The sequence below is a fragment of the Arthrobacter phoenicis genome (assembly GCF_047238215.1).
Classification (GTDB): Bacteria; Actinomycetota; Actinomycetes; order Actinomycetales; family Micrococcaceae; genus Arthrobacter.
Genome location: NZ_JBDFMK010000001.1, coordinates 3,604,092 through 3,619,829 on the forward strand (window position 1 = coordinate 3,604,092; position 15,738 = coordinate 3,619,829).

Here is a 15,738-nt window from a genome sequence, read left to right on the forward strand (position 1 = left end):
ACAGTACACCTAGACCCCCAGCAGCCCCGCCGCGTCCTGCCCGGACAGCGCGGCCAGCACGCGGGGCCGAAGGCCGGGCCACTCCTCGGTCAGCAGCGACAGGATGACGAAGTCGCGCCACAGCCCCGCAAGGTTGCGGGAGGACCGGCGCCGGGTGCCCTCGGCCGTGAAGCCGAAGCGCACCAGGGAGGAGAGGGAACGCTGGTTGCGGGCGTCGACGTCGCACTCGATCCGCCCCGCACCGCAGGAGAACAGCCAGTCCAGCAGCGTGATCTTGACCTCGTGGTTGACCTTGGCGCCCCACAGCTGCGGGTCCAGCACGGTCCGGCCGATCTTCACGCACTCGGTGCCGCCGTCGTAGGAGGTGATACCCGTGGTGCCGACGAACCGCGACTGGCCTTCGGGCAGCTTCTTGTACACCGAGAAGATCTGCAGTCCGGAGAACCGGCGTTCCACGAAGGCGGTCAGTTCGGCCTCCCCCACAGGCCGGGCCTCGCTGTCGCTGAAGCCCTGTGACCAGATCACCTCCTGGCCGAGGAGCCGGGCCAGGGGCTCGATGTCCAGCGCGGTAAACGGTGCGAGGACGAACCTGCCGGTGACTGTTTCCAGGCTCGGCAGAGTGTCGGGGATGAGCAGCGCCATTGCGGCCTTTCTCGTGCGCCGTGAAGCGACGGGGAGGGTGGTGTCGAAGGCCGTTTTTATGTGCACAATTGCGGCGGCAAGAGAAATTATCACCCCGGTGGCACCGCGCGCAACGACACGCTGGCGGACCCTCCGGCGGGCGGTTCAGGTGGACCCGTGAGCCTCGCCCAGCAGCTCGTGCAGGCCCGCCACGCTGCGGGCCAGGCTGAGGCCCGGAGCGGCCGCGATCAGCGGCAGCAGGAGCCGGTTTTCCTTGTCCAGGTGCAGCGTGAAGACGCGCTGCAGGGCACCGGCGACGACGGCGGCCGCCACGTCGTGGGCGGCCCTCAACTCCTCCAGCAGGCCGACGATAACCTGATGCTCCGCGAGCATCCCGTCGACCAGCAACTTGCCCTCCGGCAGCGCACCCGCCCCCGCGTACAGTGCGTCCTCTTCTGCGAGCGCGTGCGGGACGAGTTCGTCCTCACACCATTCGACCAGGACGGCATGTGCCTCGTGCTCCCCTACCGTGTCGCCGGCAGCCACCGCATGGATGAGCGCCGCTGTGAGCTTCTCCAGGCGCCGGTGCATCCCTGCGTGGTGGGCGGTGACGGCGGCGAGGGCCGCGTCGTCGTCGGTGGTCATGGCATCTCCCTCTCCCGTAGGACGTTCCGGGACGGTGGGCCCACTGTAGGTCCGGGGCCCGCGCGGAGGACAGGACCGTTGGGCCCGTGTTTGGGTTGTTCCCGGGCCGCCGCGCTAGCGTTACTGCCTATGGTTGACCTCGAACACTTCCGGCGCCTCCTGACCGAGGAGCGGGACCGGAAACTGGCCTTGCTCCCCGCGCTGCGCCGGGACATCAGCTCCGTGAATGCGGCGCGGCAGGACGCCAACGTCGACGACGAGCACGACCCCGAGGGCTCGACCATCGCCTTCGAACTCTCCCAGGCCTCGGCCCTCATGGCGCAGAGCCGCGACAGCCTCGCCCAGATCGAGACGGCGCTGCTGCGGATGGACGAGGGCCGCTACGGCATCTGCGACGTCTGCGGCGGACCCATCGCCGAGGGCCGGCTCGAGGCCCGGCCGTGGACTCCGTACTGCATCACCCATTCCTCCGGAAAGGCCTAGCCCCTTCATGCATCCGACAGCCGCCGCTGCCGCCCCCTTGCTGAACCTCACGGCAGCCGACGCCGCCGGGACCTGGTGGGACCGCATCATCGCCGGGTTCGGCCACGCCCCCTCCCCCGTCGTGACCGCCACCGAACTGTGGCTGGTGATCGGCGTCGCCGTCGCCGTGTCCATCCCCCGGGCCAGCTGGCGTTACTTCGGCCTGCTGGCGACCGTCACCCACGAACTCGGCCACGCGTTCGCCGCGCTGATGACCGGGCAGCGGCTCGGCGGCATCCGGCTATGCCTGGATCACTCCGGCACCACCACCAGCTACAGCCGCCGTCCGCTCGCCGCCGTGTGGTCCACGTTCTGGGGCTACCCCGTCCCCGCCGTGGTGGGCGCCGCCATGGTGTGCTGCGGGTTCACCGGCTGGGGGCCGGCCGCGATGTCGGTGGGGACCCTGATCCTGATCGCCTCCTTCCTCTTCCTCCGCAACGGGATCGGCATCCTGATCACCGCGGTGGCCGTCCTGGCCGCGGTGCTGCTGGTGCTCTTCGTACCCCCGGCCTTCATTGGCCACGTGATGATCGGGCTGGGGCTGGCCCTCCTGGTCGCCGCCGTCCGCGACCTCGGCAAGCTTGCCGCCGTCCATACCCGGCACCGCAGCCGGCTTTCAACGTCGGACGCTTACCTGCTGGCGCGGGCCACCCGCATTCCTGCGCCCGTGTGGCTGGTGCTGTTCGCGGTGGTCGTTGCGGCGGCGTGGTGGGCCGCCTGGCAGCCCATGGGTCCGGTGCTGGCGGCGCTGCCCGGCTAGGCTGCCGGAACGCGGTCCACCCGGGCTTAGGCTGGGGGCATGAGCGAAGAGACGACGACGGACCAGACCTTCAGCACGAAGGGCGCCTATGTCACCGGAGGGGCAGAGTTCACCCGGGACACCAACTACATCGAGGACCGGATTACCCGTGACGGTGCCCCCGGCGCCAACGGCGAACCGGGCTGGCCGGTGGAGGCGGGCCGCTACCGGCTGATCGCCGCCCGGGCGTGCCCCTGGGCCAACCGCACGGTCATCGTCCGCCGCCTCCTGGGGCTTGAGGACGTCATCTCCCTGGGCCAGCCCGGACCCACCCACGACTCCCGCTCCTGGACCTTCGACCTGGACCCGGACGGCAAGGACCCGGTGCTCGGCATTGAGCGGATCCAGGACGCCTACTTCCGCCGCTTCCCGGACTACCCGCGGGGTATCACCGTCCCCGCGATCGTGGATATTCCGAGCGGCGGAGTGGTGACGAACAACTTCCCGCAGATCACCCTGGACTTCTCCACCGAGTGGACCGAGTTCCACCGCGACGGAGCTCCGGACCTCTACCCGGAAGCCCTTCGGGAGGAGATCGACGCCGTGAACAAGCGCGTCTTCACCGAGGTCAATAACGGCGTCTACCGCTGCGGGTTCGCCGGCTCGCAGGAGGCCTACGATGCCGCCTACGACCGGCTCTGGACGGCGCTGGACTGGCTGGAGGAACGCCTCACGGGCCAGCGCTACCTGGTGGGAGACACCATCACCGAGGCGGACGTTCGGCTCTTCACCACATTGGCCCGTTTCGACGCCGTCTACCACGGCCACTTCAAGTGCAACCGGCAGAAGCTCAGCGAGATGCCGGCCCTGTTGGGCTACGCCCGCGACCTCTTCCAGACCCCCGGGTTCGGCGACACCACGGACTTCGTCCAGATCAAGCAGCACTACTACATCGTCCACGAGGACATTAACCCCACCGGGATCGTGCCGAAGGGACCCGACACCTCCGTCTGGCTGACTCCGCACGGCCGGGCGGCACTGGGCGGCCGCCCCTTCGGCAACGGCACGCCGCCGGGACCCGTCAAGGCCGGCGAAGAGGTCGCCCCGGGCCACGGCGCGGCCTGACCGTGACCGTGACCGAACAGCATCCCGGTTACCTTTCACCCGGCTCCTCCGCTTCCACCGGCCACGCCGCACCGGAGTTCGCGGCCGTCCGGGAGCTCTTCGACACGTTCCTGGCCGAAGACCCCGCCTACAGCGCCCAACTGGCCGTCTACCGGCACGGAACCCGGGTCCTCGGGCTGAGCGGCGGGCCGGGACTGGCCACGGACAGCATCACCGGCACGTACTCGTGCTCCAAGGGTGCGGGCGCCCTGGTCATAGCACTGCTGGTCCAGGACGGCGTGCTGGACCTGGACGCACCGATGGTCAGCTACTGGCCGGAATTCGGGGCGCACGGCAAGGACACGCTCACCGTCCGGCAGGCCCTCTCGCACCAGGCCGGGGTCCCGGGAATCCGCGGCGGCCTGCCGCTGGCTGACTTCGCGACGGCGGAGGGCGGGCGCCGGCTCGCCGCCGAGGTGCCGCTCTGGCGTCCCGGGACCGCCTTCGGGTACCACGCCCTCACCATCGGGATCCTGATGGAGGAACTCTGCCGCCGCGTGACGGGGAGCAGCCTGCAGGAACTCTTCGACGAACGGATCCGGCGGCCCCACGGCGTGGACTTCTTCCTGGGCCTTCCCGGGGACCAGGAGACCCGCTACGTGGACGTCCCCTATGACGATGAGCCGCCGGCAGACCCTTTCAGCCTGGACGGGATCACCAGCAACGCTCCAGTCAGTACCATCATGGAGCTTCCCAACCACCGCACCATCCGCGCCGGCGGCATGAGCAGCGCCGGCGGTGTGGGGTCGGCGGACGGGCTGGCCCGCCTCTACGCCGCGGCGCTCACCGGCGTCGACGGCGGCCAGGCCTTCCTCACCCCCGCCACGGTCGGCGTCATGGCAGAGGAACAGGTGTGGGGACTGGACCGCTGCTCGGCCCAAAGCAACGCGTTCGCCGTCGTCTTCATGAAGCCGCAGCCGGACCGCGACTTCGGCAGTGCCCTCGCCTTCGGGCACGAGGGTGCCAACGCCGCCCTCGGCTACGCGGACCCGGCCTACGGGATCGGCTTCGGCTATGTTCCGCACCGCGCCGAGGAGGGCCGCACCAACGGCCGGGCGCAGCGGTTGTCCACGGCCGTCCGGCAAGCCTGCGCCGCCGCCGACAGCTGAGGCGCAGGCTGAGTTACACAGCTGGGACTTACCGCGAAGGCAGGCGGGCCGGCCGCGCCCGGAGGTTAGTCCAGTTGTCGCAGGCCGCCCCGGACCCTAGGGTGGGCCGGATGGCTAGTGACGAGAATTCCGACGGCGCAAGCCACCCCTCCCGGTTCGACAAGGCGCTTCGCGCGGTGCGGGCCAGCGTGTCCGCGGCCCTGCTGTGGCCGCGGCTTCAGCTCGCCATCAAGGCTGCGCTGGCCGCGGGCATCGCCTTCGCTATCGCACCGTTCATGCCCGGCTCCGCCGCTGACTACCCGTATTACGCTCCACTGGGCGCCCTCGTGGCCATGTATGAGAACGTGTCAGGTTCGATGCGCCAGGGGGCACAGACCCTCGTGGGCCTGGCGATCGGCATTGGCCTGGCCTTCATGCTTTTCAGCCTCGGCCAGCCAAGCCCGTTCACCGTGGCCCTGGTGATGGGCCTGGGCGTGATTCTGGCCGGCCTGCCCAAGATCGGGTCCGGCAGCGACTGGATTCCGACGGCGGCGCTGCTGGTGCTGCTGGTGGGCGGCCACAACCCGGACAGCTTCTCCTTCGGCTACCTGTTCCAGATGGGGGTCGGCGTGACCGTGGGGATCGTGGTGAACCTGCTGGTTTTCCCGCCCCTGCACTTCAAGGCCGCCGCCCTCAGCCTCGCCGAACTGCGGCTGGCCTTGGCCCGGCAGCTGTGGGACATGGCGACGGCCCTGGAGGAGAACTGGCCGCCCGAACACGAGGACTGGTCCCGACGCTCCGACGCGCTCGCCGCGCACACCCGCTCCGTCCGTGCCGCGGTGCAGAAGGCGGACGCGAGCCGGCGGGCCAACCCGCGACGGCGTTTGCACCCCCGCGACGTGGATGCGGACTACCGGGACCTGCGCGACCTCGAACGGCTGACCTTCCACATCCAGGACGTCACCCAGGTGCTCTCCGACGTCATCTGGGCAACCGACCACCCGTTCGTGATCCCGTCCGGTCAGGAAGTGCCGCTCGCCGCCGCCATGGCCCGCGTCGGCGACGTCCTCCGGTCCACCGAGGAGGAGGACACCGAACGGCAGGCCGAGCGCATTGCCGAGGCGGACAGGGCCGTCGACGCGCTGACGCGACAGGTCTCCGACGGGGACCACACCCCTGGGGCCCCGAACGCCGTCGAGTCCGTCCTACTGAGCCTGCACCGCATGCTCAGGGTTGTGAAGTCCGCCGCCCGGGACTGAAGGCTTGGGACAGAGAGCCCGGACCGGGATTAATTAACGAACGACGGCGGCCGCCCCCACCTCGGGGACGGCCGCCGTCGTCGTTGATGAACCCTCAGGCCCAGCCCATCAGGCCACTCACGCCAGGGGCGTGACGGAACCGCTGAAGTGCTTCCGGCCGGAGCGCGGGCTCCACGCCACGTACTCCGAGCCCTGCCAGGTCCCCTCCTCCGCCTGCGTGGTGCTGATGTCCAGTGCCACGCGGGCCGGCAGGAACACTGGGGCCTCGAAGCGGACGTCCCAGCGGAAGGCGTCGCCCTTGGCGGCGCCGACGTCGGCCAGCGCGCGGGACGCCAGGTACATCCCGTGCGCGATCGAGCGGCGCATGCCCAGAGCCTTGGCGCTGAGCACGCTCAGGTGGATCGGGTTGAAGTCACCCGAAACCGCGGCGTAGGCCCGCCCGGTATCCACGCCCAGCTGCCAGAGCGCCGTCGGGTCCGGCGCGGTGAACGCAGCCGGCGCCGGGGCCGTGGAAGGTTTGTCGATGCCCGGCAGGAACACACCCTTGGCGAGGTAGGTGGAGACGCCCCGCCACCGGACGGTGTCCGCGGCGTTGCCGTCCTCGCCCGCCCCGCGGACCTCGGCCACCAGGTCCAGCTGGGTGCCGGCGCGGTGGCCTCGCAGGTTCTCCGCCCAGGCCCGGATGTCCAGCGGCTCGGTGAACAGCACCGGCGCGGACTGCTCCACCGTGTTCTCGAGGTGGATCATGCCCAAGAGCGGGAGCGGGAAGTCGTCCCGGTTCATCACGGACATCGCCAGCGGGAACGCCAGGGCGTGGATGAAGCCGGCCGGCAGGACGTCGCTGGCCGTCTCGCCGATCAGGTGCTGGTAAGCGGTGAGGTTGTCGACGCCGGCACGCACCCCGCGGACCTCGTGGCTTTCGGCCGGCAGCGCGGTGCCGCCATGGGCCCCGAGCAGCCGACGACGCGCCGCGGAGGCGGCAGCGTTGACGTACAGCTTGGACAGCGAGGGCATCTCCGTTAGCAGGACAGGGGCCGGGCTCATGCTCCCACCAGGTTCTGGCCGCAGACCCGCAGCACCTCCCCGGAGATCCCGCCGGCGGCGTCGCTGGCCAGGAACGCGATGGCCTCGGCCACGTCGCCGGGCCGGCCGCCCTGCTGCAGGGAGTTCAGGCGGCGCGCCACCTCGCGGGTGGCAAAGGGGATCTTGGCGGTCATCTCGGTTTCGATGAAGCCGGGGGCGACGGCGTTGATCGAACCGCCGTGCTCGGCGAGCAGCGGTGCGGTGGCGCGGACCATGCCCATCACGCCGCCCTTGGAGGCGGCGTAGTTGGTCTGCCCGCGGTTTCCGGCGATGCCGCTGGTGGAGGCCACGGAAACGATCCGCGGCGAGGTCCGGAAGTGCTCGGAGGCGAGCAGGGCCTCGTTGATGCGCAGCTGCGCGGCGATGTTGACCCCGATCACCGAGCTCCAGCGGGACTGGTCCATGTTGGCCAGCAGCTTGTCGCGGGTGATGCCGGCATTGTGGACCACGATGTCGAGCCGGCCGTGGCGCTGCACGGCGTGGTCGATGATCCGCTGGCCGGCATCCTTGCGGGTGATGTCCAGCTGCAGGGCGGTGCCGTGCACCTCGTTGGCGACGGCCGCGAGATGGTCCCCGGCGGCGGGGATGTCGATCACGATCACGGTGGCGCCGTCGCGGTGCAGGGTGCGGGCGATCGCAGCGCCGATGCCTCTCGCGGCGCCGGTGACCGCGGCGACCTTGCCGGCCAGCGGCTTCTCCGGGTCCGCGGGCAGTTCGCCGGCGTCAGAGGTGACGGTGAGGAACTGGCCGTCCACGAACGCTGAGCGGCCGGAGAGGAAGAACCGCAGGGCGCCGAGCGTACCGGGGCTGGTGGTCCGGGCGCCGTCGGCCAGGACGATGCCGTTGCCAGTGGCCCCGGCGCGCAGTTCCTTGGCGAGGGACCGGAGCAGGCCGTCGACTCCCTGCCGGGCCGCCGCGGCGGCCGGATCAGGGGCTTCGGCGGCGGAACGGGAGACCGTAACGACGCGGCCGCCGGCGGCGAGGTCCCGCAGCGAGGCGGCGGCGGTTAGGACGGGCCGTTCCAGGTCCTCGGGCCGGGCGGCCTCGTCGAGGACCAGGATCATGGCGCCGAGCTTCTCCCGGGGCACGGCGTGGCGGCGGACGTCGAGGTCCCACGCCAGCAGCGCCGCGGCGAGCTCGTCCGCACCGGTACCGGCGCCCTGGACCAGGATGGGTCCCTCGATCAGCGGCTGGCCGGGCCGATAGCGGCGGAGTTCCACCGGCTGCGGCAGGCCGAGTTTCTTCGCGATGTCACGGCCGAGGCCGCGGCTCACGAACTGGGTGTATTTGTCAGTCATCCGGTTCCCCCTAGTGTGCTTCCAGAATGGCGACGACGCCCTGGCCGCCGGCGGCGCAGACGGAGATCAGGCCGCGGGCGGGGCGGCCGCCCACGGTGCCCTTGCGGTGCAGCATGGTCGCCAGCGAGGCGACGATCCGTCCGCCGGTGGCGGCGAACGGGTGGCCGGCCGCCAGCGAGGAGCCCTTGACGTTGAGCTTGGCCCGGTCCACGGTGCCCAGCGCGCCGTCGAGTCCCAGCCGGGTCCGGCAGAATTCCTCGTCTTCCCAGGCCGCGAGCGTGCTGAGCACGGTGCCGGCGAAGGCCTCGTGGATTTCGAAGAAGTCGATGTCGTCGAAGGTCAGTCCGTGGCGGGCCAGCAGGCGCGGCACGGCGAAGACGGGGGCCATCAGCAGGCCGTCCTTGCCGTGGACGAAGTCGACGGCGGCCGCCTCACCGTCGAGGACGGTGGCGAGCTTGGGCAGGTCGTGGGCGTCGGCCCATTCCTCGGAAGCGAGCAGCACCGTGGCGGCACCGTCGGTCAGCGGGGTGGAGTTGCCGGCAGTCATGGTGGCCTCAGCGCCGAGGTTCTTGCCGAAGACCGGCTTAAGCGTGGCGAGCTTCTCCAAGGTGGTGTCCGCGCGCAGGTTGGAGTCCTTGCTCAGGCCGCGGTACGGGGTGATGAGCTCGTCGAAGAACCCGTCATCGTAGGCCGCGGCGAGGTTGCGGTGGCTGTTGTAGGCCAGTTCGTCCTGTGCCTCGCGTGTGATCTTCCACTGCGCGGTGGTCAGCGCCTGGTGTTCGCCCATGGACAGGCCGGTGCGCGGCTCGCCCGTGTTGGGCGCGTCGGGGGCCAGGTCCTTGGGCCGGATGCGGCTGAGGATCTGGAGCCGCTGCGGCAGGGTCTTGGCGCGGTTGAGGTCCAGCAGGATTTCCCGCAGGCCCTCGCTGACGGCGATCGGTGCGTCGGAGGCGGAGTCGACGCCGCCGGCGATGGCGGAGTCGATCTGGCCGAGCTTGATCTTGTTGGCCAGGCCCAGGACGGTCTCCAGTCCGGTGGCGCAGGCCTGTTGCAGGTCGTAGGCGGGGGTCTCGGCGGAGAGGGCCGAACCCAGCACGGCCTCGCGGGTGAGGTTGAAGTCGCGCGAGTGCTTCAGGACGGCGCCGGCGGCCACCTCGCCGATCCGTTCGTCCTGCAGACCGAAGCGGGCGATAAGCCCGTCCAGCGCCGCGGTCAGCATGTCCTGGTTGGAGGACTTTGCGTAGGCGCCGCCGGTGCGGGCGAACGGGATGCGGTTGCCGCCGACGACGACGGCCTTGCGCAGCTGCTGCGCCGGCGCCGCCGGGCGCGCCGCGGAGTCCTGGGGGCCGGGTGCGGGCGTTCCGTTTTCAGGCATGGGCTGTCTCCTAGGGATCTGAACGGTTACTGATACCCAGCGTACCTGATACGCTGGGTATCGTGAACACCCTGGAAGCTGACCCAGCCGCGCCCGGCACGTCCTCCGGCACGCCCGGCGCCGCCGTCGACGGGCGCGCCTCCCGCTGGCAGTCGCACCGCGAGGAACGCCGCCGCGAACTGATCAAGTCGGCCCGTCGCGCCGTGCATGCCCTGGGCAGCGAGGCCTCGATGGAGGACATCGCCGCCGCCGCGGGGACCTCCAAGTCGGTCTTCTACCGCTACTTCGGGGACAAGGCCGGCCTGCAGCAGGCCGTCGGCGAGGTGGTCCTGAACCAGATGCAGCGCCGGATCGGCGAGGCAGCCCAGGCCGCCCAGACCCCGCGGGAGGGCCTCTACGCCATGGTGTCGGCCTACCTGCAAATGGCCGAGACCAGCCCCAACGTCTACACATTCGTGACCCGGTCCGCGCCCGGCGAACCCGAAAGCCAGAACGGGCCCGCTGCCGCCGGCGCGCTGGGCCACTTCTTCGATGCCATCAGCGAGATGATCGCCGCCCCCATGCGCCAGCAGCTGCGCGCGGCCCCGGGCAAGGAGGCCGTGATCGGCTACTGGCCCAACGCCGCGATCGGCCTGGTCCGCAACGCCGGCGAACAGTGGCTGGCCAGCCCCGCCTCCCCCGCCAAACCCGGGCAGGAGGCGATGGCGCGGCAGATCACCGACTGGCTCTGCTTCGGCATCGCCCCCGAACTTTCCGACCTGCCCTCCCCCTGAACCGGACCACTAGCACCAGCGCCAGCCCCCGATCCACCCCGGCCCCGCGCCGGAACCGCACCACCTGAACGATGTCAGTGCCAACGAAGGAATCGACATGACTGAACTAGCCGACCGCACCGCGGCCACCACCAGCTCCACCCGCCCCGCCACCCAGGCCACCGGCAGCCCGCAGGGCACCGGCAGTCCCGCGTCGGGTGCCTCCCGGGACGCGGCCCCCGCCGTCGACGTCGCCGCACTCGGCGAGCAGCTGCTGGGCAAATGGGCCGACGTCCGCCGTCAGGCCCGCGAACTGGCCGGCCGCGAGGAACTGCACAAGATCGAGGGCCTGACCCACACCGAGCACCGCAAGCGCGTCTTCGGTCAGCTCGGCATCCTGGTGGACAACGGCGCCGTGCACCGGGCCTTCCCCAAGGAACTCGGCGGCGCGGACGAACATGGCGCCAACATCGCCGGCTTCCAGGAACTCGTGGTGGCCGACCCGTCGCTGCAGATCAAGGCCGGCGTCCAGTGGGGCCTGTTCGGCTCCGCGGTCAACCATCTCGGCACAGAGGAACACCACAGGAAGTGGCTCCCGGGCATCATGAGCCTGGAGATCCCCGGCTGCTTCGCCATGACCGAGACCGGCCACGGCTCCGACGTCGCCAGCATCGCCACCACCGCCACCTATGACCCGGCCACCGAGGAATTCGTCCTGCACACGCCGTTCCGCGCAGCCTGGAAGGACTACATCGGCAACGCCGCCAACGACGGCCTGGCCGCCGTCGTGTTCGCCCAACTGGTGACCCGGGGCGTCAACCACGGCGTGCACGCCTTCTACGTGGAGCTGCGCGACCCGGACACCAAGGAGTTCCTGCCCGGCGTTGGCGGCGAGGACGACGGCGTCAAGGGCGGCCTCAACGGCATCGACAACGGCCGGCTGCACTTCACCCAGGTCCGGGTCCCCCGCACCAACCTGCTCAACCGCTACGGCAACGTCGACGCCGACGGCACCTACACCTCGCCGATCGGCAGCCCGGGCCGGCGTTTCTTCACCATGCTGGGCACCCTGGTGCAGGGCCGTGTGTCCCTGGACGGCGCCGCCGTGACCGCGTCCAAGCTGGCACTCAAGACCGCCATCCAGTACGCCACCGAACGCCGCCAGTTCAACGCCTCCTCGCACACCGACGAGGAGGTGCTGCTGGACTACCAGCGGCACCAGCGCCGCCTGTTCACCCGCCTCGCCACCACCTACGCGGCCGGCTTCGCCAGCGAGCAGCTGCTGGAGAAGTTCGACGACGTCTTCTCCGGCCGCGCCGACACGGACGAGGACCGCCAGGACCTGGAAACCCTGGCCGCGGCCCTGAAGCCGCTGAGCACCTGGCACGCCCTGGACACCATCCAGGAATGCCGCGAGGCCTGCGGCGGCGCCGGCTTCCTGATCGAGAACCGCTTCGCCTCGCTGCATGCGGACCTTGACGTCTACGCCACTTTCGAGGGCGACAACACCGTCCTGCTCCAGCTCGTGGCCAAGCGGCTGCTGGCCGATTACGCCAAGGAGTTCCGCGGCGCCGACTTCGGCGTGCTGGCCCGCTACGTCGTCGGCCAGGCCGGCGGCGCGGCGATCCACCGCACCGGCCTGCGCGGCGTAGCCCAGTTCGTGGCGGACACCGGCTCGGTCCAGAAGGCGGCCACCGCCATCAAGGACGAGGCCAACCAGCGGGCGCTGCTCACCGAACGCGTCCAGGCCATGGTGGCCGAGGTCGGGTCCGCGCTGCGCGGGGCGAACAAGCTGCCGCAGGAGAAGGCGGCCGCCCTGTTCAACAGCCACCAGGACGAACTCATCGAGGCGGCCCTGGCGCACGCCGAGCTGCTGCAGTGGGAGGCCTTCACCGAGGCCCTGCACCGGGTCACCGACCCCGGCACCAAGACCGTTCTGACCTGGCTGCGGGACCTGTTCGGTCTCTCCCTGATCGAGAAGCACCTCTCCTGGTACCTGATGAACGGCCGCCTCTCGATGCAGCGCGCCCGCACCGTGGGTGAGTACATCAACCGCCTGCTGGTGAAGATCCGCCCGCACGCCCTGGACCTGGTGGATGCCTTCGGCTTCGGCCCCGAGCACCTCCGGGCCGCGATCGCCACCGGCGCCGAGAAGACCCGGCAGGACGAGGCGCGCGAGTACTTCCGGCAGCAGCGCGCCAGCGGCCAGGCTCCGGTGGATGAGAAAACCCTCCTTGCCCGCGAGGCACGGGAGCAGAAGGCGGCCAAGGCGGCGGGTAAGGCCAAGGCCAAGCGCTAAGACCGCACCTGCGTCTGATAGAACGACGGCGGCGCCGCCCCCAGGGGATGGGGACGGCGCCGCCGTCGTTAATCTGCCGTGCCGATTTACCGGATTACTGCCGGCCGGACTCCTGCCGGAGGGCTACTGGGGCAGGACCGAGCGGTAGACCTCGAGGGTGGTCTCCGTGATCGACTCCCAGGAGAAGTGCTCCTCGGCCCGGCGCCGACCGGCCTGGCCCATGGCGCGGGCACGCTCCGGATCGGACACGACCTCGGTGAGGGCTGCGGCAAATTCGCGCACGAACTTCTCCGGATCCAGCGGGGTGCCGGTGCCGTCGGTGACCTGTTCGAGGTCCACGAGCAGTCCGGTCTCGCCGTGCTGCACCACCTCGGGGATGCCACCGGTGGCACTGGCCACCACGGCGGCTCCGCAGGCCATCGCCTCAAGGTTGACGATGCCGAGCGGCTCGTAGATCGAGGGGCAGGCGAACGCGGTGGCGTGGCTGAGGACCTGGATGAGCTCGTGCCGCGGCAGCATCCGCTCGATCAGCACCACGCCGCTGCGCCGGGCCTGCAGGTCCTCGATGAGGCGCGCGGTCTCGGCTGCCAGTTCCGGCGTGTCCGCGGCGCCGAGGCAGAGCACCAGCTGCACGTCTGCCGGGAGTTCAGCGGCTGCCCGCAGCAGGTACGGGACGCCCTTCTGCCGGGTGTTGCGGCCGACGAAGACCACGCTGGGCCGGGCCGGGTCGATGCCGAGGGCGCGGATGGCGTCGTCGTTCTCGTCGCGGTTCCACAGGCTGACGTCAATGCCGTTGTGCACCACCCGCACCTTGGCGGGGTCCACGTCCGGGTAGCTGCGCAGGATGTCCTGCCGCATGCCCTCGGAGACGGCGATGATCGCGGCGGCGGACTCGTAGGCGGTCTTCTCCACCCAGGAGGACACGGCGTAGCCGCCGCCGAGTTGCTCGGCCTTCCACGGCCGCAGCGGTTCCAGGCTGTGGGCGCTGAGCACGTGCGGGATGCCGTGCAGCAGGGCGGCGATGTGGCCCGCCATGTTCGCGTACCAGGTGTGCGAGTGCACAAGGTCCGCCCCGGCGACATCGGGAACAATCCGGAGGTCGACGCCGAGGGTCTGTACGGCGGCGTTGGCGCCGGCCAGGTCCTCCGGGACGGGATAGGAGGTCACGGTGGCACCGTGGTAGTCGGGGTCGCGGGGGGCGCCGAAGGCCCGCACCTGCAGGTCCACGTGGCTGGCCAGGACGCGGCTCAGTTCGGCCACATGGACGCCGGCGCCTCCGTAGATTTCGGGCGGGAATTCCTTGGTCACTATGTCTATTCGCACATTCACCAAGGTAGTCGTTCGGGCTGATCTGTTCTAGTGTGAAGAGGTCCGGGCACACCGGGCTGTTTTGGGGAGTTACGAAGGCGTTCAGGAGCGATCACCATGCCGCAGCAGAAAAAAGTCTTGGCCATTGTCCTTGCAGGCGGCGAGGGGAATCGACTGATGCCGTTGACGGCGGACAGGGCCAAGCCAGCCGTCCCCTTCGCCGGCAGTTACCGGCTCATTGATTTCGCTCTTTCGAACCTCGTGAATTCCCGCTATTTGCAGATTGTGGTGCTCACGCAATATAAATCCCACAGCCTGGACCGTCATATTTCCGAAACCTGGCGGATGTCCACCCAGCTCGGCAATTACATCGCTTCCGTCCCCGCCCAGCAGCGCGTGGGTAAGAGCTGGTTCCTCGGCAGCGCCAACGCCATCTACCAGTCCCTGAACCTGATCCACGACGCCAACCCGGACATCGTCGTCGTGGTCGGCGCCGATCACGTCTACCGCATGGACTTCGCCCAGATGGTGGCCCAGCACGTCGCCAGCGGCGCCAAGGCCACCGTGGCCGCGGTCCGCCAGCCGCTGCACATGGCGGACCAGTTCGGGGTGATCGAGGTGGACCAGAACGACCACCAGAAGATCGCCGCGTTCGTCGAGAAGCCCTCCTCCACCCCGGGCCTCGCAGCCGACCCCAGCCAGTTCCTCGCCTCGATGGGCAACTACGTCTTCGACGCCGATGCCCTCGTGGATGCCCTGCACGTCGACGCGGAACGGCTGGACACCAAGCACGACATGGGCGGGGACATCATTCCCTACTTCGTGGACAAGGGCGAGGCCGGCGTCTACGACTTCACCACCAACGACATCCCGGGCTCCACCGAACGGGACCGCACCTACTGGCGTGACGTCGGTACCATCGACTCGTTCTATGACGCGCACATGGACCTGATCTCCCCCGTCCCCGTGTTCAACCTCTACAACTCCGAGTGGCCGATCTACACGCGGCAGAGCATCTCCCCGCCGGCGAAGTTCGTCCGCGGCGAGGGCAAGACCGTCGGCACCGCCCTGGATTCCATCGTCGCCAGCGGCGTCGTCATCTCCGGCGGCATCGTGGAGGGCTCCGTACTCTCCAACGACGTCTACGTCAGCACCGCCAGCCGGGTCCTCGACTCGGTCCTGATGGACAAGGTGCAGGTGGGCCCGGGTGCCGTCGTGAAGCGCGCAATCGTGGACAAGAACGTCCGGATCCCCGCCGGCGCGGCGATCGGCCTGGACCCGGAACTGGACCGTGCCCGCGGCTTCAAGGTCACGGACTCCGGCATCACCGTCCTCGCCAAGGGCCAGGAGGTCCCCGAGCCGGGCGAGGCCGAACGAGCCCTCTCCGCAGCGAACCTTTACCAGGTGCCGGACGCCGTCCGGACGGCCACCGAGAACTGGCCGGCCGGCAGGGAGTCGATGGAGAAGGTGGGCGAGGTGCACGCCGCCGCCGTCGGCGTCGAAACCCCCGCCGCGCCGCACACCCAGGCCCCGTAACCGAAGGGGGGCGTCGGAAGGAGCCCTGCGCTGCCGGTAAAATTGGCAC

General features: G+C 70.1%; 14 protein-coding genes. 8 read left to right on the plus strand and 6 right to left on the minus strand.

Features of this window, described 5'->3' with window-relative positions; translation table 11 throughout:
• Positions 1-9 precede the first annotated feature (9 nt).
• Together ABC337_RS17095 and ABC337_RS17100 are read right to left on the minus strand one after the other, a co-directional pair.
• Positions 10-642: a GNAT family N-acetyltransferase gene (locus tag ABC337_RS17095; RefSeq protein ID WP_412882957.1), complete on the minus strand. Its 633-nt coding sequence runs from the start codon at positions 640-642 to the stop codon at positions 10-12.
• 144 nt (positions 643-786) lie between these two features.
• Entirely contained in the window at positions 787-1,266 is a 480-nt protein-coding gene (locus ABC337_RS17100; RefSeq protein WP_412882956.1) for a hemerythrin domain-containing protein, read from the minus strand.
• Positions 1,267-1,395: 129 nt separating this feature from the next.
• Between ABC337_RS17100 and ABC337_RS17105 the strand changes: the two genes are divergently transcribed.
• The 5 genes from ABC337_RS17105 to ABC337_RS17125 all read left to right on the plus strand — a co-directional run bounded on the left by ABC337_RS17105 (position 1,396) and on the right by ABC337_RS17125 (position 6,038).
• Entirely contained in the window at positions 1,396-1,749 is a 354-nt protein-coding gene (locus ABC337_RS17105; protein ID WP_412882955.1) for a TraR/DksA family transcriptional regulator, read from the plus strand.
• A 7-nt stretch (positions 1,750-1,756) separates the two neighbouring features.
• Positions 1,757-2,548, plus strand: coding sequence for a M50 family metallopeptidase (locus ABC337_RS17110; protein WP_412882954.1), 792 nt, complete (start codon positions 1,757-1,759; stop codon positions 2,546-2,548).
• 39 nt (positions 2,549-2,587) lie between these two features.
• The gene (locus ABC337_RS17115; RefSeq protein ID WP_412882953.1) at positions 2,588-3,652 is read left to right on the plus strand and encodes a glutathione S-transferase family protein; all 1,065 of its coding nucleotides are present in this window, start codon (positions 2,588-2,590) and stop codon (positions 3,650-3,652) included.
• A gap of 8 nt (positions 3,653-3,660) precedes the next feature.
• Positions 3,661-4,800, plus strand: a complete 1,140-nt coding sequence (locus tag ABC337_RS17120) for a serine hydrolase domain-containing protein (RefSeq protein WP_412882952.1) — start codon at positions 3,661-3,663, stop codon at positions 4,798-4,800.
• Between the two features lie 110 nt (positions 4,801-4,910).
• A complete protein-coding gene (locus tag ABC337_RS17125) occupies positions 4,911-6,038 on the plus strand; it encodes an FUSC family protein (protein ID WP_412882951.1) in 1,128 nt (375 codons plus the stop codon).
• A 117-nt stretch (positions 6,039-6,155) separates the two neighbouring features.
• On the opposite strand, the gene ABC337_RS17130 is transcribed toward ABC337_RS17125, so the two are convergent.
• From ABC337_RS17130 to ABC337_RS17140, 3 genes are read right to left on the minus strand one after another with little or no spacing between them, the layout of a single operon-like run.
• Positions 6,156-7,082, minus strand: coding sequence for a MaoC family dehydratase (locus ABC337_RS17130; protein WP_412882950.1), 927 nt, complete (start codon positions 7,080-7,082; stop codon positions 6,156-6,158).
• Positions 7,079-8,419, minus strand: a complete 1,341-nt coding sequence (locus ABC337_RS17135; protein ID WP_412893296.1) for a 3-oxoacyl-ACP reductase — start codon at positions 8,417-8,419, stop codon at positions 7,079-7,081. Before ABC337_RS17135 ends, ABC337_RS17130 begins: the two co-directional genes overlap by 4 nt.
• Before the next feature lie 10 nt (positions 8,420-8,429).
• The gene (locus ABC337_RS17140) at positions 8,430-9,794 is read right to left on the minus strand and encodes an acetyl-CoA C-acetyltransferase (RefSeq protein ID WP_412882948.1); all 1,365 of its coding nucleotides are present in this window, start codon (positions 9,792-9,794) and stop codon (positions 8,430-8,432) included.
• A 71-nt stretch (positions 9,795-9,865) separates the two neighbouring features.
• Between ABC337_RS17140 and ABC337_RS17145 the strand changes: the two genes are divergently transcribed.
• Positions 9,866-10,567 carry a TetR/AcrR family transcriptional regulator gene (locus tag ABC337_RS17145; RefSeq protein WP_459562709.1) on the plus strand — a complete coding sequence of 234 codons (702 nt, stop codon included), beginning with the start codon at positions 9,866-9,868 and terminating at the stop codon, positions 10,565-10,567.
• 97 nt (positions 10,568-10,664) lie between these two features.
• Positions 10,665-12,845, plus strand: a complete 2,181-nt coding sequence (locus tag ABC337_RS17150; RefSeq protein WP_412882946.1) for an acyl-CoA dehydrogenase family protein — start codon at positions 10,665-10,667, stop codon at positions 12,843-12,845.
• Between the two features lie 123 nt (positions 12,846-12,968).
• Here the strand turns inward: ABC337_RS17150 and glgA are convergent, their stop codons facing one another.
• Positions 12,969-14,168, minus strand: coding sequence for a glycogen synthase (gene glgA, locus ABC337_RS17155; protein WP_412882945.1), 1,200 nt, complete (start codon positions 14,166-14,168; stop codon positions 12,969-12,971).
• A 102-nt stretch (positions 14,169-14,270) separates the two neighbouring features.
• On the opposite strand from glgA, the gene glgC reads away from it, so the two are divergent.
• Complete coding sequence (gene glgC, locus ABC337_RS17160; RefSeq protein WP_412882944.1) at positions 14,271-15,689, plus strand: glucose-1-phosphate adenylyltransferase; 1,419 nt, start codon at positions 14,271-14,273, stop codon at positions 15,687-15,689.
• The last annotated feature ends 49 nt before the right edge of the window (positions 15,690-15,738 follow it).